The 16,473-nt window shown below is 67.1% G+C and carries 17 protein-coding genes; 10 read left to right on the top strand and 7 right to left on the bottom strand.

All coding sequences use genetic code 11. From position 1 onward, the window contains the following. From ACP696_RS09420 to ACP696_RS09410, 3 genes are all read left to right on the top strand, one after another. Positions 1 to 783 (top strand): succinate dehydrogenase iron-sulfur subunit, encoded by a 783-nt coding sequence (locus tag ACP696_RS09420; protein ID WP_426010201.1) that lies wholly within the window; start codon positions 1 to 3, stop codon positions 781 to 783. 202 nt (positions 784 to 985) lie between these two features. Further along, complete coding sequence (locus ACP696_RS09415) at positions 986 to 2,221, top strand: NAD(P)/FAD-dependent oxidoreductase (RefSeq protein ID WP_426011278.1); 1,236 nt, start codon at positions 986 to 988, stop codon at positions 2,219 to 2,221. A 35-nt stretch (positions 2,222 to 2,256) separates the two neighbouring features. Beyond that, complete coding sequence (locus ACP696_RS09410; protein ID WP_426010199.1) at positions 2,257 to 2,577, top strand: 2Fe-2S iron-sulfur cluster-binding protein; 321 nt, start codon at positions 2,257 to 2,259, stop codon at positions 2,575 to 2,577. A 153-nt stretch (positions 2,578 to 2,730) separates the two neighbouring features. Here ACP696_RS09410 and ACP696_RS09405 read toward each other — a convergent pair whose 3' ends face one another. After that, the gene (locus tag ACP696_RS09405; RefSeq protein WP_426010197.1) at positions 2,731 to 5,043 is read right to left on the bottom strand and encodes an ATP-binding protein; all 2,313 of its coding nucleotides are present in this window, start codon (positions 5,041 to 5,043) and stop codon (positions 2,731 to 2,733) included. A 140-nt stretch (positions 5,044 to 5,183) separates the two neighbouring features. Here ACP696_RS09405 and ACP696_RS09400 point away from each other — a divergent pair, with 140 nt between their 5' ends. Both ACP696_RS09400 and ACP696_RS09395 read left to right on the top strand, forming a co-directional pair. After that, a complete protein-coding gene (locus ACP696_RS09400) occupies positions 5,184 to 5,585 on the top strand; it encodes a metallopeptidase family protein (protein WP_426043734.1) in 402 nt (133 codons plus the stop codon). Continuing rightward, positions 5,582 to 6,001: an SWIM zinc finger family protein gene (locus ACP696_RS09395; RefSeq protein ID WP_426010193.1), complete on the top strand. Its 420-nt coding sequence runs from the start codon at positions 5,582 to 5,584 to the stop codon at positions 5,999 to 6,001. The genes ACP696_RS09400 and ACP696_RS09395 overlap by 4 nt, the downstream gene beginning before the upstream one ends. Before the next feature lie 123 nt (positions 6,002 to 6,124). Here the strand turns inward: ACP696_RS09395 and pgm are convergent, their stop codons facing one another. Together pgm and ACP696_RS09385 are read right to left on the bottom strand one after the other, a co-directional pair. Then, positions 6,125 to 7,762: a phosphoglucomutase (alpha-D-glucose-1,6-bisphosphate-dependent) gene (gene pgm / locus ACP696_RS09390; protein WP_426043733.1), complete on the bottom strand. Its 1,638-nt coding sequence runs from the start codon at positions 7,760 to 7,762 to the stop codon at positions 6,125 to 6,127. A 93-nt stretch (positions 7,763 to 7,855) separates the two neighbouring features. Continuing rightward, entirely contained in the window at positions 7,856 to 8,731 is an 876-nt protein-coding gene (locus tag ACP696_RS09385) for an isoaspartyl peptidase/L-asparaginase family protein (RefSeq protein ID WP_426043732.1), read from the bottom strand. A gap of 69 nt (positions 8,732 to 8,800) precedes the next feature. Between ACP696_RS09385 and ACP696_RS09380 the strand changes: the two genes are divergently transcribed. Beyond that, entirely contained in the window at positions 8,801 to 9,799 is a 999-nt protein-coding gene (locus tag ACP696_RS09380) for an NADPH:quinone oxidoreductase family protein (RefSeq protein ID WP_426043731.1), read from the top strand. A 16-nt stretch (positions 9,800 to 9,815) separates the two neighbouring features. Here the strand turns inward: ACP696_RS09380 and ACP696_RS09375 are convergent, their stop codons facing one another. Genes ACP696_RS09375 through ACP696_RS09365 form a run of 3 tightly spaced genes read right to left on the bottom strand, consistent with a single transcriptional unit; the run spans position 9,816 to position 12,005 of the window. Continuing rightward, positions 9,816 to 10,616 (bottom strand): hypothetical protein, encoded by an 801-nt coding sequence (locus ACP696_RS09375; protein ID WP_426043730.1) that lies wholly within the window; start codon positions 10,614 to 10,616, stop codon positions 9,816 to 9,818. Continuing rightward, a complete protein-coding gene (locus ACP696_RS09370; RefSeq protein ID WP_426010186.1) occupies positions 10,573 to 11,670 on the bottom strand; it encodes a hypothetical protein in 1,098 nt (365 codons plus the stop codon). Before ACP696_RS09370 ends, ACP696_RS09375 begins: the two co-directional genes overlap by 44 nt. Beyond that, positions 11,640 to 12,005: a hypothetical protein gene (locus ACP696_RS09365; protein WP_426043729.1), complete on the bottom strand. Its 366-nt coding sequence runs from the start codon at positions 12,003 to 12,005 to the stop codon at positions 11,640 to 11,642. Before ACP696_RS09365 ends, ACP696_RS09370 begins: the two co-directional genes overlap by 31 nt. A 470-nt stretch (positions 12,006 to 12,475) precedes the next feature. Here ACP696_RS09365 and ACP696_RS09360 point away from each other — a divergent pair, with 470 nt between their 5' ends. The 4 genes from ACP696_RS09360 (at position 12,476) to ACP696_RS09345 (ending at position 15,512) form a co-directional block, all read left to right on the top strand. Continuing rightward, on the top strand, positions 12,476 to 13,393 hold the full coding sequence (locus ACP696_RS09360; RefSeq protein ID WP_426010182.1) for a WecB/TagA/CpsF family glycosyltransferase: 918 nt from the start codon (positions 12,476 to 12,478) through the stop codon (positions 13,391 to 13,393). Further along, a complete protein-coding gene (locus ACP696_RS09355; protein WP_426010180.1) occupies positions 13,390 to 13,587 on the top strand; it encodes a hypothetical protein in 198 nt (65 codons plus the stop codon). Before ACP696_RS09360 ends, ACP696_RS09355 begins: the two co-directional genes overlap by 4 nt. 108 nt (positions 13,588 to 13,695) lie before the next feature. Next, positions 13,696 to 14,586 carry an SDR family NAD(P)-dependent oxidoreductase gene (locus ACP696_RS09350; RefSeq protein WP_426010178.1) on the top strand — a complete coding sequence of 297 codons (891 nt, stop codon included), beginning with the start codon at positions 13,696 to 13,698 and terminating at the stop codon, positions 14,584 to 14,586. Then, positions 14,583 to 15,512: a DMT family transporter gene (locus tag ACP696_RS09345; RefSeq protein WP_426043728.1), complete on the top strand. Its 930-nt coding sequence runs from the start codon at positions 14,583 to 14,585 to the stop codon at positions 15,510 to 15,512. Before ACP696_RS09350 ends, ACP696_RS09345 begins: the two co-directional genes overlap by 4 nt. On the opposite strand, the gene ACP696_RS09340 is transcribed toward ACP696_RS09345, so the two are convergent. Next, positions 15,500 to 16,471 carry an NAD-dependent epimerase/dehydratase family protein gene (locus tag ACP696_RS09340; RefSeq protein ID WP_426010175.1) on the bottom strand — a complete coding sequence of 324 codons (972 nt, stop codon included), beginning with the start codon at positions 16,469 to 16,471 and terminating at the stop codon, positions 15,500 to 15,502. The two genes, ACP696_RS09345 and ACP696_RS09340, sit on opposite strands and share 13 nt — an antisense overlap. Positions 16,472 to 16,473: the final 2 nt, after the last annotated feature.

The following is a 16,473-nucleotide window of genomic DNA, read 5'->3' as shown; positions in this document are numbered from 1 at the left end:
ATGGTTCAACTCACCCTCCCCAAGAACTCGACCGTGCAAGCCGGCAAGACCTGGCCGGCGCCCGCCGGCGCCACCAACACCCGCGCCTTCAAGGTCTATCGGTATGATCCGGAAGACGGCCGCAATCCGCGCTGGGACACCTATGAGGTGGACATCGACGCCTGCGGCCCGATGGTGCTGGACGCCCTGCTTTACATCAAGAATAGCATCGACCCGACCCTGGCCTTCCGTCGCTCATGCCGCGAGGGGGTCTGCGGCTCCTGCGCCATGAACATCGGCGGCCGCAACACCCTGGCCTGCACCCACGGCCACGCCGACACGCCCGGCAAGGCCGTGCAGATCGCGCCGTTGCCCAGCCAGCCGGTGGTCAAGGACCTGATCCCCGACCTGACGCTGTTCTACGCCCAGTACGCCTCGATCGAGCCCTGGCTGCACACCGTCACGCCCGAGCCGCAGAGCGAATGGCTGCAGTCGCCGGAAGACCGCTCAAAGCTGGACGGCCTGTACGAGTGCATCCTCTGCGCCTGCTGCTCGACCTCGTGCCCCAGCTATTGGTGGAACGGCGACAAGTACCTGGGCCCGGCGACGCTGCTGCACGCCTATCGCTGGCTGATCGACAGCCGCGACGAAGCCACTGGCGCGCGCCTCGACGACCTCGAAGACCCGTTCAAGCTCTATCGCTGCCACACGATCATGAACTGCGCCCAGGTCTGTCCCAAGGGCCTGAACCCCGCCAAGGCCATCGCCGAGATCAAGAAGATGCTGGTCGAACGGGTCGTCTAGAGCATTTTTCGAGCGCAGTGGTTCCGGTTCGCGTGAAGAAAAATGCGTCAAAACAAAAGATTAGAGCTCACGGCCTGACGCATTCAGGTCGGGAAATGCTCTAGTCCGCAAGATCGACGCGCGGCTTGCCAAAAGGTGACGCCGTCGTCATTTTTGGCGGAACGGGAGGACACGGCCTTTGAGTGAAGCGGGTACGGGCGATCTGAACAGCCGCGTCGTCATCGTCGGCGCCGGCCATGCCGGCGGTTCGGCCGCCGCCTTCCTGCGCCAGTACGGCCATGTCGGCCCCATCGTGTTGATCGGCGACGAGCCCCTGCTGCCCTATCAGCGTCCGCCGCTGAGCAAGGGCTGGCTGAAGGGCGAGGTCGACGCCGAGGGCCTGCAGCTCAAGCCGTCAAGCTGGTACGAGGAAGCTGGCGTCTCGCTGCGCCTGGGCGGCGTGGTGATCGGTTTCAATCGCGGCGCCAAGACCGTCACCCTCGCCTCGGGCGAACACCTGCCTTACGACTATCTGATCCTGGCCACCGGCGCTCGGGCCCGGGCGCTGCCGATCCCCGGGGCCGACCTGGCCGGTGTGCTGTCGCTGCGCACGGCGGCCGACGCCGAGGCCTTGAAGGGCGCGCTGGGTCCCGGCAAACGGCTGGCCGTGGTGGGCGGCGGCTATGTCGGCCTGGAGGCGGCGGCCTCGGCCCGCGCCCTGGGCAGCCACGTGATGATCATCGAGCGGGAACCGCGCGTTCTGGCCCGGGTCGCCTGCGAGACCCTGTCCAACTTCTTCCAGGACTATCACCGCGCCCGAGGCGTGGCCTTCGAACTGAACGCCGGGGTCGAGGCCTTCGAGGGCGGCCCTCTTGGAGATAGGCGGGGCCACATCACGGGCGTGCGACTGGCCGACGGCCGGGTCGTGGCCTGCGACGCGGCCTTGGTCGGGGTCGGGGCCCATCCCAATGTCGAGCTGGCCCAGGACGCGGGCCTGGAGTGCACGGGCGGGATCGTCGTCGATCTGGAGTCCCGGACCAGCGACCCGTTCGTATTCGCCATCGGCGACGTGACCCACCGGCCGCTACCGCTGTATGACCGCCAGTTCCGGCTGGAGAGCGTGCCCAACGCCCTTGAACAGGCCAAGCAGGCCGCCGCCGCCATCACCGGCCGCGCCATGCCGCCGCACGAGATTCCGTGGTTCTGGTCCGACCAGTACGACCTGAAACTGCAGATCGCCGGCCTGCCGTTCGACGCAGACACGCAGATCGTGCGCGGCGACGTGTCTGGAGCCAAGTTTGCTGTCTTCCACTTGAAGGGCGACCTGGTTCAGGCCGTCGAGGCCGTCAATGCGCCGCCCGAATTCATGGCGGGAAAGCAGTTGATCGCCAAGCGCACGCCCGTCAGCTTGGAGAAGCTGGCGAACTCGACCATTTCCATGAAAGAAGTCGCGGCGTAAAACGACCGTTCAAAAAAAAGCGCCCCAGGGGACCCATGGCCAAGATCACCTATATCGAGCACGACGGCACGGAACACGGCATCGACGTCAAGCCGGGCCTGACGGTCATGGAAGGCGCGGTGAAGAACAACGTGCCTGGCATCGACGCCGACTGCGGCGGGGCCTGCGCCTGCGCCACGTGCCACGTCTATGTCGACGAAGCCTGGCTGTCCAAGACCGGCGACAAGTCGGCCATGGAGGAGTCGATGCTCGACTTCGCCGAAAACGTCGGGCCGAACAGCCGGCTGTCGTGCCAGATCAAGGTGAGCGACGCGCTGGATGGGCTGGTGGTGCGGCTGCCGGAAAGCCAGCACTAGGCTCGGCAAGTCCTCCCCCTGTGGGGGAGGCGATCGCGTAGCGATCGGTGGGGGGAGTTTTAGGGTCGATCGATCCTGCGTGCGGCTGAGGTCGTATCTCTCCCCCCTCCGTCGGCTTGCCGACACCTCCCCCATAGGGGGAGGACTTAAAACCTAAAACCCGAACTCCGGTTGCGCCGCACCCGGCTGCTGCGTCTCTGGAAGGTGGCACGTAAACGTCGAGCCCGCGCCGGGCTCGCTCTCCAGCGCCACCCAGCCGCCATGCAGCTCGACCAGAGCCTTGACCAGCGCCAGGCCCAGACCCGGGCCGCCCCTATCGCGGCCGACGAAGCGGTCGAAGATGTGGGCCTGCACATGGAACGGCACGCCGCGGCCGGTGTCCCTGACGTCCAGCCGCACTTCTCCAAGCGCCCGCCGCGCCGATAGGGTGACCACCCCATCCGGCGGCGTCTGGCGCAGAGCGTTCTCGACCAGGTGGTCGAGGATCTGCGACAGGCGCTTGAGATCGCCTCGGATCAGGCCGACGTCCTTGTCGCATTCGACCGCCAGGGTCACGCCGCCGATCTGAGCGATCTTCAGCGAGCGCTCCTGGGCGTCGCTCATCAGGCCGGCCACCCGGATGTCCTCGATCTCCAGCGCCATCTCGCCGGCGTCGATCTGGGCCATGTCGAGCACGTCGTCGATCGAGCGGGCCAGTTGGGTGGCGGCCGAGCGCACCGAGGCCACGTGGCCGCGACTGCGTTCCGACAGGCCGTCGGCCCGCTCCAGCAGCTCCGAATAGCCGATGATCGTGGTGAGCGGCGTGCGCAGCTCGTAGGAGACATTGCCCACGAAGTCGCGCTTCAGCCGTTCGGCCTCGGTCAGGGCCTGGGACCGATCGGCCAGGGCGCTTTCCAGCTGACGGGTGTCGGTGACGTCGGCGAAGGCGATCAGGGTCGCGCCGTCGGGCAGAGGCCGGCTCTGATAGAGCACGATGCGGTTGTCCGAGGTGCGGGTTTCGCCGGAGGTGGGCGCGCGCATCTGCGGATCGGGATCGGCCACCCGGCCCTTCAGCTCGCGCCAGAAGGACAGGTCGTGCAGGCGCGGCACGCATAGCTCGACCACGCCCTCGAAATCGACCGCCGCCTCGAGCGCCATGGCCGACACGTTCCAGAAGGTCTCGAAGGCCTCGTTGTGCAGCCGCAGCCGGCCGTCCGAGCCGAACACCGCCACGGCGTCGTTCAGCTTGTCCAGCGTGGCCTGCTGCACCTGGATCAGGGCGTTGTACTGGGCCTTCAGCCGCAGCTCGCCGGTGATGTCGGAATAGAGCAGCAGCATGCCGCCCAGCGGGTGGGGCTGGCGCACCACGCGCAGGGTGCGGCCATCGGGCAGGTCCCACATCTCGTCGGCCTGCGGTCCCAGATCCTCGTAGCGCGCCAGCTCGGCGCCCTTCCATTTGGCGTAATCGACGGTTTCGGGTAGGCGGCGACGCTGGCGCAGGCGGTCCAGCACCTCGCCGTGGGTGGGTCGCTCGGCCAGCCAGGCCGGCTCCAGGCCCCACAGCGCAGCGAAGGCGGTGTTATGGAACGCCAGGCGGCGGGTCTGGCTGAAGATCGCCACCGCGTCGGCGATGTGGTTCAGGGTCTCGTCATGGGCCGCCACATGCTTGCGCAGGGCGTCGCGCATGTCCTCGACCTCGGTGACGTCGCTGCTGAACACCCCCACCCCGCCGCCGTCCAGCGGCTGGGCCGAGAAGCGCAGGGCCCGGCGACGGCCGTCGATCGGCACCCAACGCACGGCCTCGCGCAGCTCGCCGGCCTTGGCGGCCTCGACGGCGAGGGCGTCGGCGGCGCGGTCGACGGTCTGGCCCTCGCGCGCCGCCTCGGCGGCCGAGACCGCGCCGACCACCCGCAGATAGGCCGCATTGCCCCAGACCGGCGCGCCGTCGGCGTCGGAAATCCAGGCCGGCTCGACCATGCCGTCCATGAAGGCGGCGAAACGCCCGGCGCCGGGTAGGCCCGACTCGTCGACGGCGGCTGCGGCCAGGCGCAGCCAGGCCACCGCCCCCGCCACGCGGCCTTCCACAACCACGCCCCCGTCGGCGCGGTGCGCCTCGAAGGCGCAGGCCTCGCCGCGTTGGAACAGGGCGGCCAGCTTGTGGGCGTGGTCGGGATCGGCGGCGACCAGGGCCTCGACCACGGCCGAGGCATTGGGCGCGACGTCGAGGATCCTGGCGCAGGCGGCCAGGGCGTCCTGGCCCGAGACCAGCCGCGCGGCGCCGCCGTCGATCGCGATCAACACGGTGTCGAAGACTTCGGCCGAGGCTTCGCCGACCAAGGTCCCGCTTTCCAGGTCGGCCAGGCGGGCCCGCATAGAGGCCAGTTGGCTTTCGAACCGCCGCTGCTGGGACATCGCCCAGAGCGTGGCGCAAAGCGCCAGGCAGACCGCGCCGGCCGTCGCGGCCAGGATCAGATCAGGCGAGGTCATCAGGCTTGTCGGTCGCCTCTAAGGGGAATTTCGAATCAGAGTCACAGATTAGGCCGCGCGTGACCAGAGGGCGATGAGCTGTGCTGTCGCGGCGGCGCCGAGAGGCTGGCGCTGCGGGCCAATCGGCCTATGTACGAACCATGACCTGGACCGACCGCCTCGCCCCCTCGCTCGACGATTTCGCCGCCCTGGCGCGGCAGGCCTTCGACGATCTGCCCGCCGACTTCCGCCGCCAGACCGGCGACCTGGTGTTTCGCATTGACGATTTCGCCAGCGATGAGGTGCTGGACGACCTGGGCATCGAGGACCCGTTCGAGCTGACCGGCCTCTACCAAGGCGTCGATCTCGCCCATCGCTCGGCGCTGGGTCCGTCGCCGGAGCCGTCGATGGTGTTCCTCTACCGCCAGGCGATCCTGGCCGAGTGGTGCGAACGCGGCGATGCCTCGCTCGGCGAGCTGATCGCCCATGTGCTGGTCCACGAGATCGGCCATCACTTCGGCCTGTCGGACGACGACATCCACCGCATCGAGGACGAGGCATGAGCCTGTTCAACAGGCCCCTCTTCGACATTGGGGCCTGGCGCGAGCGCATGGATGAGCGCTGGTTCGAAAGCGGCGCCCAGCTGGCTGAGGCCGGCGCGGTCGATCTGGTGGCCATCGAGGACGACGCCGTCACCGCCCATGTGAAGGGGGGCGACCTCTATGTTATCACCCTGCGCGCGCCGAACGGCGAGGGGGCCTGCACCTGTCCCGGCTTCGACAAGTTCGGGGCCTGCAAGCACCAGGCGGCCGTGGTGGTGGCGACCAATCTGCTGGACGACACCGGCCTGGGCTATGTCCGCGAGCGCATGGCGCGGCTGCGCGACGGGCTGGCTCTGGAGAGCCGCGAGGCGCTGATCGAGCGGATCGTGGAGCTGGCGAAGGCGGATCCGGGGGTCTTGGCGAGGCTGGAGGGGTAGGGGGTGACCTTAGGCGGACCTAGACAAACTTGTCGAACATGTCGTCGAGCCGCCGCCGCCAATTCTTCAAGGCCGGTCGCCCTTGGGGCGCGTCGAGCATTCTAGAATGGAACGGGACCGGCGCTAATCTTTCAACGCCCCGGCCACCACGTCCCGCGCTTCGGCCTGCACCGACCTCAGATGATCAGCCCCCAGGAACGACTCCGCATAGATCTTGTAGACGTCCTCGGTCCCCGACGGCCGGGCGGCGAACCAGGCGTTTTTGGTCACCACCTTCAGACCGCCGATCGCCTCGCCATTGCCGGGGGCGGTGGTGAGGATGTCGATGATGGCCTCGCCGGCCAGAGTCTTGGCGGAAACGTCGGACGGGCTGAGGGCGGCCAGCCGCGCCTTCTCCGCCCGGTTGGCCGGGGCGTCGATCCGGGCATAGGCCGGCGCGCCATATTGCTTGGTCAGGCCGGTATAGAGCTGGCTGGCGCTCTTGCCCGTGCGGCCCTGGATCTCGGCCGCCAACAGGGCCAGCAGCAGGCCGTCCTTGTCGGTGGTCCACACCGTGCCGTCCTTGCGCAGGAACGAGGCCCCGGCCGACTCCTCGCCGCCAAACCCGACGCTGCCGTCCAGCAGGCCCGGCACGAAATGCTTGAATCCGACCGGCACTTCCAGCAGGCGGCGACCCATGCCGGCCACCACACGGTCGATCATCGAGGACGAGACCAGGGTTTTGCCGACGGCCACGTCCGGACCCCAGCCCTCGCGATGGCTGAACAGGTAGGAGATGGCCACGGCCAGATAATGATTGGGGTTCATCAGCCCGCCGTCGGGCGTGACGATGCCGTGGCGGTCGGCGTCGGCGTCGTTGCCGGTGGCGACGTCGTACTGAGCCCCGCCCTGCATCGCCCGGATCAGGTTGGCCATGGCGGCCGGCGACGAGCAATCCATGCGGATCTTGCCGTCATTGTCGAGCGGCATGAAGGCCCAACGCGGATCGACGGCGTCATTGACGACGGTCAGGTTCAGCCGGTGGCGGTCGGCGATCTCGCCCCAATAGGCGACGCTGGCGCCGCCCAGCGGGTCGGCCCCGATCCTCACGCCGGCGGAGCGGATAACGTCTAGGTCCAGCACGCTGGGCAGGTCGTCGATATATTTCGCCAGGAAGTCGTAGCGGCCGGCGGCGACGACCGCTCGCTCGAACGGCACGCGCTTGACGTCCTTCAGGCCGCCCTCGATCAGTTGGTTGGCCCGCGCGGCGATCGCCGAGGTGGCCTCGCCCCCGGCGGGTCCGCCCGAGGGCGGATTGTACTTGATGCCGCCATCGCGGGGCGGGTTGTGCGACGGGGTGATCAGGATGCCGTCGGCGGGGCCGGGCGCCACGCGATTGAACTTCAGGATCGCGTGCGAGACCGCTGGGGTCGGGGTAAAGCCGTCCCGCGAATCGATCAAGGTCTCGACGCCGTTGGCGATCAGGACCTCCAGGGTCGAGCGCCAGGCGGGCTCGGACAGGGCGTGGGTGTCGCGGCCGACGAAGATCGGGCCGGTCACGCCCTGGTCGGCGCGGTATTCGACAATGGCCTGGGTGATGGCGAGGATGTGATCCTCGTTGAACGCCGCGTCGAGGCTGGATCCTCGATGGCCGGAGGTCCCGAAGGCCACACGCTGACCCGGGTTCGAGGCGTCGGGATGGGTCTCGAAATAGGCGCGGGTCAGGGCGTCCAGATTGACGAGGTCTTCGGGTCGGGCGCGCTGCCCTGCGTGGCTATGCATGGCGGCAACCTAGCCAACGAGGATGGCGCCTTCAATCGGCAGAGCGTCGTTTGGGCGCTGGAGGCGGGTTCTCTGTCGCGAAGAGGGCAGGGCTCAGAAGGCTTCGGCCATGATCGTACCGTCGGCGAACAGGGCCGCGCGCTTCAGACCATCCGAGGCGAAGGGCATGGCGACATGGCCTTCGCGGTCCACGGCGATCAGTCCGCCGTCGCCGCCCAGGCCGGCCACGCCCTGGATGGCGGCCGCCGTCGCGCTGGCCAGGCTCTCGCCGCCGAAGCGCATGCGGTGGGCGACCTGCACGGCCACGGCGGTACGGATGAAATACTCCCCCTGGCCGGTGCAGGACACCGCCGCTTGGCCGTCAGCCCAGGCCCCGGCCCCGATGATGGGCGAATCGCCGACCCGGCCCGGAAGCTTGCCGAACACGCCGGCCGTCGAGGTGGCGGCCGCAAGCCGGCCCTCGCCATCGCGCACCACGCAGCCGACGGTGCCGGTGGGCAAGTCCGGCGGATGGTTAGACTCAAAGGCCCCAGCATGCGTGAACCAGGTCGCGGGATCCGTGATTGTCTTCAGGCCTTGGGTCCTGGCGAAGGCGGCCGCGCCTTCGCCCGCCAGCATGACGTGCGGCGTCCGCTCCATCACCGCCCGCGCCGCCAGGATCGGGCTCTCGAAGCCCTGAAGCGCGGCGACCGAGCCTGCCCGGCCGCTGGCGCCGTCCATCAGGCAGGCGTCCAGCTCGTAGATTCCTGAGGCATTGGGCGAGGCGCCCCTGCCTGCGATGTAAAGGCCGCTGGCTTCTAGGGCGACGACCGTCTCCACCGCGACGTCCAGGGCGTTGGCCCCGGCGGCCAGTCGGTCGCGCGCGGCTTCGACCAGGCCGCGCATGTGGGCGACCTCGACGCCGTAGTCATGACCCGGTGCGGAGCCCGCTCCGCCGTGCAGGGCGAGACTAAAACGCTTGTTTGACATTCTGCTTCCTTGGCCGGCGACCGTGCGCTAGCGTCCGCGCTCTTAAAGAAGAAAGACGGGAGAGGCGAGATGAAGGCGGTGCTCAGCAAGGCGGTCGGCGGACCCGAGACCCTGGTGCTTGAAGAGCTTCCCGACCCCGTCGCCGGTCCGGGCCAGGTGGTGCTGACGGTCAAGGCCTGCGGCGTTAACTATCCCGACGTGTTGATCATCGAGGACAAGTACCAGTTCAAGCCGCAGCGGCCGTTCGCGCCCGGCGGCGAAGTGGCCGGGGTGGTCGAACAGCTTGGCGAGGGCGTCACCGGCCTGACGGTCGGCCAGCGGGTGCTGGCCTCCAGCGGCCACGGCGGCATGGCCGAGAAACTGTTGGTCGACGCCGTGCGCTGCACGCCGATCCCCGACACCATGCCGTTTGACGAGGCCGCCGCCTTCATCCTCACCTACGGCACTTCCTATTACGCCCTCAAGGATCGCGGCCAGCTGAAGGCCGGCGAGACCCTGCTGGTGCTCGGCGCGGCCGGCGGCGTGGGCCTGGCGGCCGTCGAGTTGGCCAAGGCGGCCGGCGCCAAGGTGATCGCCGCCTGCTCCAGCCAAGAAAAAGTCGATCTGGCCATCGCGCACGGCGCCGACAGCGGCGTGGTCTATCCGCGCGGCCCGTTCGACAAGGACGGTCAAAAGGCCTTGGCCAACCTGATCAAGGACGCCTGCGGGCCCAACGGCTGGGACGTGGCCTATGACGCGGTCGGCGGCGACTATTCCGAAGCCACCATCCGCGCCTCGGGCTGGAACGGCCGCTTCCTGGTGGTCGGCTTCCCGTCGGGCATCCCCAAGATTCCGCTGAACCTGACCCTGCTGAAGTCCTGCGACATCGTCGGGGTGTTCTGGGGCGCCTCGGTGGCCCGTGAACCCAAGCTACACGCCCAGAACGTCAAGGACCTGATGGGCCTCTATGCCGAGGGCAAGATCAAACCCTATGTTTCCGAGCGCTTCCCATTGGCCAAGGCCGGCGACGCCATCGCTCACCTGGCCAGCCGCAAGGCTATGGGCAAGGTCGTGGTCGTCAACGATTGAGGCGTGTGCGCGCGGCTTAGGAACGCCGGGTGGCGGCGTTTGGCCGGACCAGCTGACCGACATATTCGCACAGGTCGAATGACCGGCTGAGGTGATGCCGAAGCGCCCGCCGCCGGGCGGCGGTCATCGGTTCGAACGCTTCGGTTGGACCCAGGCTGAAGACCTCGCCCGGCGTCGCGAAAACGATATTGGCGGCGAAGGGCGTCAGGTCCAGGCCAAAGGTCCGGATTGGGGCGCGGCAGGGGCGGGCCGACAGCAGATAGGGGGCGGTGGGCGTGGGGCCGTCGCCGGTCAGATCGACGGCGAAATCCAGGTCGGCCAAGGCGTGAACAGCGCGTCTCAGCGCTTCAGGCGTGATCTCCAGATGCTGGTCGTAGACGGCCAGGCTTTCGCCGTGCGTTCGGAAGCGCCAGTCCCTGGCGTTGTGCTCAATGGTGGGCTCGAACGGCGAACGGCCATCCGACGCCAGCCCGGTTCGAGGAAACAGGAAGCAGCCGCTGGTCTCGGGCCCCGGATTCAGCAGCGCCGCCGCCTGGCTGGGGGTCACCACCAGACCCGCGCCTGGATCGATGGCCGCGAAAACACCGTCGCCGCCGTCCTCCAGCGGGGTGAATGGCGGGCTTCCCGGACGCAGGCGCGGCAGGGCGGACACCACCGCGGCGTCCACGCCGAGGTCGCGGGCGGACACCGCCGCGGCGTAGCGCGACAGGTGCGGGGCCAGCCTGACGCCCGCCCCCACGATAATTGCGGGCGCGTCGTCGCCGGCGACCTCGTCAAGACGCGACGGCGCGAAGGATCGGGCCTCGGTGTTGGGCAAGGCGCGCACCTCGCCCGCCCGCCAGTCCAACCCCCGGGCCACCGCCTGGAAGGTTCGGGGCTCGGCGGCGATGGCCAGGTCCAGCTTCAGATTTTCGATTTCCAGCCCCGCGAGGTCGGACACCAGCGTGTCGGTCGCCCTGCTGGAGTCGGCATGGAGGTGCAAGGTCAGGCGCATGCGTGCAGCTCCGCATCGGCAGGGCCGGCGTGGGCGCCGCGCGCCGCCGCGCTTGGGCGATGAAAAGTTCGGTCTGCAGCGGTTTGAGGATTTGGAAAGCCAATTTCCCCAGGCCGAAACCGCCGTGGACCGCGCGGATCAGCTTCAGACGACGCAGCGGCGTCATCGCGCCGAACGCCGTGGCCGGGCAGAAGCTGAACAGCCGTCCAGCAGCCCCGTCGGCGATGTCATCGGCGGACGTCGAGCCCCCACGTATCCCGTATTGGCGCGTCGGCAGGCGGCAGGGCCGTGAGGAGAGCGGAAGAGGCTTGCTCAGGGCGTTGGCCGGCTTCGTGCCCATCAAATCAACGTCGAAATCCAGGCTCGCGAGCTCGGGACGCAAGCGAGCCAGCGCTTCGGGCGTGGGCTCATAGAATACGTCATAGACCGCCAGCGACGCATCGAGCCGGGCCAGCCGCCATTGGCGGGCTCGCGCCAGGTCCAGCGGGGTTTGATAGATGCTGACCACCCGTTTGGTATGGGCGCCTGAACGTGCCGTGTTGGTCGATAGGGAGGCGCGAGGGTAGACGAAGTAGCGCCCCGTCTCGACCAAATACTTGATGTAATACTTCTTCCAGGAGGTGGGCTTCCAGGCCTGGAGTTGCCTGGGCAAGCCGCCCGCGGCGGAAAACGGGCGATCCTTGTCCTCGACGCACCACCGGCGGAAGGCGTTCCATTGGTCCGCTGTCCACGCCTGTCCCCAGGACGAGGCGACCTGCAGGAAATAGACGTCGGCGCCGTCGGCCACCGGCCGGAAATCCAGGTTATTGAATTCGTTGAGCCGATAGTTGTAGAGCGAAATCCCGCCTATCCGCGGATCCTTGGCATAGAACGCCATGGCCTGAAGCACATAGTCGTAGCCGCCAAGCGCCGCGAGAAGGTCGTCCTCGAACAGGATGGCCCGCCGTATTCGACGGCCAGGTCGCCGCACCGCAGGATGTGCTCGCGAAGCCCCAGACGAGCGGCGTGTCGAATCACCCGCTTGGGCACGTGGGCCCAGGTGAAGGCATCGGTGACAGCGGCGGTGTCGTCCTGGTCGCAGTGATCCAGGCTAATGACCAGCGGTGTTTCCGGCGGGTAGGCGCCGGCCCCCAGCGACGCGAGCAGGCGCGCCAGAGCGTCGGGCCGGCTATGGCCGATCGCGACGACGACTGGACGAAAGGCCGTGCTCATGCCTGAACTCACGCACGAACCATGCTCCAGAAGACCCTAACGCTGACTAAGCTTGGGTCCGATAGGAAAACAAAACGGTAATTTGAGGTCTGCGAAATAAACCAGCGCCGCTATCGTACGTTACAATCCGAAGTCGAGAGATTTAAAGCTCGAAATGTCGCGCACAGCCTGTGGGCGACGCCTTTGCGCGTCCGTTGAGCGCCTATGCCGCGTTTCAACGCTTCTAGAGCGCGGTAAATGGTTTCGGTTATCTTAGACATCGAAATCAAATTCATAAGTACCGGACGATTATCAACAATACAGTCATGCATAAAAGGCATTGTGGTAAATGATATTTATACCAGATAGTAAAGCCAACGCTATTGCCCGGATCGTCATAATTACGGTTAAAATACGGTAAGTATCCTTGTTATCGAACTGATCAGGCTGATCACCTAAAACGAACCTTTGAGTAGTCGGAGGTCGCGTTGATGTTTCTGCCCGCGCGCGACGCCTTCCAGCCGGAGGTGCGTCGAAACTTCCGCCAGAGCCGTCGGCCCGAAGAGCGGGTGCAGGTGCTGGGCGGGTCGATGGACCTTGTCCGGCCCGAGGAGGTGTTTCACTTCGTGGCGGGCAAGATCGCAGCGCGCGAACACGCTGTGGTCGCCAACCACAACCTGCACAGCCTCTATCTGATCCGCGACAACGAGAAGATCGCCGAATTCTACCAAACTTCCGACCTGATCGAGGTCGACTCGGTGCCGCTGATCTTCTGGGCGCGAATCGTCGGCCGGGCCAGCCGGCGTTTCCATCGCTGCACCTACCTGGATTGGCGCGACGCCTTCTGGGGGCGGGCAGTCGCCGAGAACTGGAAAGTGTTCTTTGTGGGCGGCGCGCCCGGCGTGGGCGACAAGGCCACCGCCCGTATCCGGGCCGACTGGCCAGGGGCTCAGATCAAAAGTCATCACGGCTATTTCGATGTGACGCCAGGCTCGGTCGAGAATGAGTCCGTGATCGATGCGATCAACGCCTACCAACCCGACATCCTCCTGGTCGGCATGGGAATGCCGCGCCAGGAGCTTTGGGTGCTGGAGAATCAGGCGAAGCTGGCTCCGTGCGTCACCTTCACGATCGGCGGCGCCTTCGACTATGAGGCCGGCGTCCAGCGTCCTTCGCCCCGTTGGCTGGGTCAGGTGGGCATGGAGTGGCTGTTCCGGCTGATGGTCGATCCACAGCGCTTGTTCACCCGATACTGCGTGGAGCCGTGGCACCTGTTCGGGCCGGCGCTTCAGGACTTACGGAAAGCGCTTGTAAAACAAGCCTCTTCCCCCCAGGCTACGGATGCCGCTTGCGTGGAATACGCGCGGGCGTCGGATTTGGCGCGCTCTGATGGTCTGGGGGGACGATGAGCCTGAACATCTATTCGCCGTCGGCGGCCGAAGCGGCCGAGCGACCCCGCATCGCGCAACGCGTCGCGGCGATCTTCGGTCTGGCTGGCCTGGTGCTGGCCTGGGTCGTTGTCTTGCTGCCCTGCGCGGTGTGGCTACTGGGTAGCTTGGTGGTCAACCGGCTCCAGGGCTCTCCCGTTCGCCAACAAGCCTGAACGGCGTTCACTTAGCCCTGGCCATCGGCGCGCCATCGCGCCAGGATAGCCACGCCATGGCGTAGCGGTCCGACCCCAGAGACCGCCCGCCTCGCGAGGGAGCGGCGCATGACGGGACGTCTGGACGGCAAGGTCGCGGTGATCACCGGCGGATGCTCGGGCATTGGACTGGGAACGGTCGAGTTGTTCGTGGCTCAAGGCGCCTGCGTCGTGGCCGCCGACCTGCAGGTCGAAAAGGGCGCGATGCTTGAGCGGCGCTTTCCGGACAAGGTCCGTTTCTCACGCTGTGATGTCACCGACGAAGCCCAGATCGCCGCGACCGTGGCGGTGGCGAACGACGCCTTCGGCGGCCTGGACATCCTGTTCAACAATGCCGGTCACGGCGGCGCGCCCAATGGCGTGGCCGATATGACGGCCGAGGGCTGGGACGCGGTCTTCGCCCTGCTGGTCCGGGGTCCTGTCATGGGCATGAAGCACGCCTTGCCGCTCATGCTGGCGCGCGGCGGCGGCAGCGTGATCAACACGGCCTCGATCGCCGGCCTGCAGGCGGGGTTCGGCCCGCTGGCCTATTCCACCGCCAAGGCTGCGGTGATCCACATGAGCCGCTGCGCGGCCGCGGAGCTGTCGCCGCAGAAGATCCGCGTCAACGCCATCTGCCCTGGCCTGATCGCCACCTCGATCTTCGGCGCCTCGATGGGATTGCCACGCGAGGTCGCCGACCAGATGGCCGCCCAGATCGCCCAGGTCGGTCCGAAGATCCAGCCAATCCCCAAGGCAGGTTTGCCCGAGGACATCGCCCGCGCCGCGCTCTATCTGGCCAGCGACGATTCCGAGTTCGTCACCGGCACGCACATCGTGGTCGATGGCGGCATCACCATCGGCGGCCGCAGCAGTTGGGATCATAGCGCGCCTTCGCCGCTGCTGTCGGCCATGGGCATCACCCCCGAACAGGCCGAACAGATGCGGGCCGCCTTGGTCGCCTCGCAAGGCGGTTCATGAGCCTGGTCTCCGCAGGACGGGGCTGGAGCGCGCGTCTGACCCCCAACCTGCGCGGGGCGTTGTGGATGCTAGGCTCTGCCGTGCTGTTCACCGGCATGACCACGCTGATCAAATATCTTGGCCCCGGCTATCCGGCCGCCTTGCAGACCTTCTACCGCCAGCTTGCTGGGGTCATCATCCTGCTGCCGCTGGTGGCCAGAGACTGGCGCGGCGCCTTGCGGACCACCCGGCCGGGAATCCTGATCTTCCGCTCCAGCGCCGGCGTGCTGGCGATGATCCTGGCCTTCTACGCCTATCAGGAACTGCCGTTGGCCGACGCCAACGCCCTGTCCTTCACCCGAACCCTATGGCTGGTGCCGCTGGCGGCGCTGGTCCTGCGCGAGCCGACGGGCCCGGTGCGGATTGGCGCGGCCCTGGTCGGTTTCGTTGGGGTCTTGATCATGCTGCGGCCCAGCAGCGACGGCAGTCATTGGCTGGGCTGGCCGCAGATGGCCGCCTTGATCTCGGCCGCGCTGTTCGCCCTGACCATCACGGGCATGAAGGTGATGACCCGCGATCACTCGCCCTTCACCCTGCTGGTCTACGCGGCGGGTCTAGGCTTGGTGTTCTCGATACCGCCGGCCCTGTTCGTCTGGCGCTGGCCGACCTGGCCCGACCTTGGACTGCTGGCCCTGATGGGGGTGATCGGCACCCTGACCCAGGGCTGCTACATCAAGGGCATGGAGGCGGGCGAGGCGGCGGTGATGGCGCCGATCGACTATACCCGCCTGGTGTTCGCCGTGGCCGCCGGCTTCTTCCTGTTCCACGAAAGGCCCAGCCCCGCCGTGCTGACCGGGGCCGCGATCGTGGTCGCCTCGACGCTCTACATCAGCGTGCGCGAACACCGTCTTTCGAAGCGGGCGGTGATTGAGGATCAGCCCGGGTAGAAACCTCGGTACCAAGCGGCGAAGCGGTTCAGACCCTCCATCAGCTTGACCTTGGGCTTGTAGCCGGTAAGCGCGCTGAGCTTGGAGATGTCGGCAAAGGTGGCGGTGACGTCGCCCGGCTGCATGGGCCGCATGACCTTGACCGCCTCTTGGCCCAGCGCTTTTTCCAGAGTGGTGATCATCTCCATCAGGCCGACGGGATCGTTGTCGCCAATATTGTAGATCTCGTGGCCGCCCTGGGCCGGGGGATGGTCAAGCACGCCGACAATCCCATCGACGATATCGTCGATATAGGTGAAGTCGCGGGCCATCTTGCCATCGCCATAGACCTCGATCGGTTGGCCGGCGAGGATCTTCTGGGTGAAGCTGAAATAGGCCATGTCCGGCCGACCCCACGGTCCGTAAACGGTGAAGAACCGCAGGCCCGACATCGGAAAGCCGTAGAGCTTGGCGTAGCTGATGCTCATCAGCTCGTCGGCGCGCTTGGTGGCCGCGTAAAGCGATACCGGAGCATCGACCGGGTCGGTCTCCTTGAAGCCCGCGCCGTCGATGGGTCGATCGCCATAAACCGAGCTCGATGAGGCATAGACCAGGTGAGCGACGCCGTTGTGGCGGGCCGCCTCCAGGACCGACAGGTGGCCGGCGAGGTTGGAGCGTTCGTAGGCGAAGGGTTGGTCAATCGAATAGCGGACGCCCGCCTGAGCCGCCAGATGGACGATCCGCTGGGCGCCGCTCTGACGGACCAGGGTATCGAACGCTGGTGCGTCGGCGATGTCCATCCGCGCCATGGTGAAGCCAGGGTGGGCTTCCAGACGTGCGGCGCGCGTCGCCTTGAGAGCACGGTCGTAATAATCGTTGAAGTCATCGATCCCGATGACCGTCTCGCCGCGATCAAGCAACCGTTCGGCAAGATGCATGCCGATGAATCCCGCCGCCCCCGTGACGATCACCGCATCCATGG

The sequence above is a fragment of the Caulobacter sp. DWR3-1-2 genome (assembly GCF_049896225.1).
Lineage (GTDB): Bacteria > Pseudomonadota > Alphaproteobacteria > Caulobacterales > Caulobacteraceae > Caulobacter.
Note: the sequence above shows the minus strand (reverse complement) of the source record. Positions and strands in the feature narration are given on the sequence as shown.

Bases quoted from the DNA above. Each gene is read 5' to 3' on its own strand.
- ACP696_RS09420 (WP_426010201.1), top strand. From the start codon at position 1: ATGGTTCAACTCACCCTCCCCAAGAACTCGACCGTGCAAGCCGGCAAG.
- ACP696_RS09410 (WP_426010199.1), top strand. From the start codon at position 2,257: ATGGCCAAGATCACCTATATCGAGCACGACGGCACGGAACACGGCATC.
- ACP696_RS09405 (WP_426010197.1), bottom strand. From the start codon at position 5,043: ATGACCTCGCCTGATCTGATCCTGGCCGCGACGGCCGGCGCGGTCTGC.
- ACP696_RS09400 (WP_426043734.1), top strand. From the start codon at position 5,184: ATGACCTGGACCGACCGCCTCGCCCCCTCGCTCGACGATTTCGCCGCC.
- ACP696_RS09395 (WP_426010193.1), top strand. From the start codon at position 5,582: ATGAGCCTGTTCAACAGGCCCCTCTTCGACATTGGGGCCTGGCGCGAG.
- pgm (WP_426043733.1), bottom strand. From the start codon at position 7,762: ATGCATAGCCACGCAGGGCAGCGCGCCCGACCCGAAGACCTCGTCAAT.
- ACP696_RS09385 (WP_426043732.1), bottom strand. From the start codon at position 8,731: ATGTCAAACAAGCGTTTTAGTCTCGCCCTGCACGGCGGAGCGGGCTCC.
- ACP696_RS09380 (WP_426043731.1), top strand. From the start codon at position 8,801: ATGAAGGCGGTGCTCAGCAAGGCGGTCGGCGGACCCGAGACCCTGGTG.
- ACP696_RS09370 (WP_426010186.1), bottom strand. From the start codon at position 11,670: ATGGCGTTCTATGCCAAGGATCCGCGGATAGGCGGGATTTCGCTCTAC.
- ACP696_RS09365 (WP_426043729.1), bottom strand. From the start codon at position 12,005: ATGAGCACGGCCTTTCGTCCAGTCGTCGTCGCGATCGGCCATAGCCGG.
- ACP696_RS09360 (WP_426010182.1), top strand. From the start codon at position 12,476: ATGTTTCTGCCCGCGCGCGACGCCTTCCAGCCGGAGGTGCGTCGAAAC.
- ACP696_RS09355 (WP_426010180.1), top strand. From the start codon at position 13,390: ATGAGCCTGAACATCTATTCGCCGTCGGCGGCCGAAGCGGCCGAGCGA.
- ACP696_RS09350 (WP_426010178.1), top strand. From the start codon at position 13,696: ATGACGGGACGTCTGGACGGCAAGGTCGCGGTGATCACCGGCGGATGC.
- ACP696_RS09345 (WP_426043728.1), top strand. From the start codon at position 14,583: ATGAGCCTGGTCTCCGCAGGACGGGGCTGGAGCGCGCGTCTGACCCCC.
- ACP696_RS09340 (WP_426010175.1), bottom strand. From the start codon at position 16,471: ATGGATGCGGTGATCGTCACGGGGGCGGCGGGATTCATCGGCATGCAT.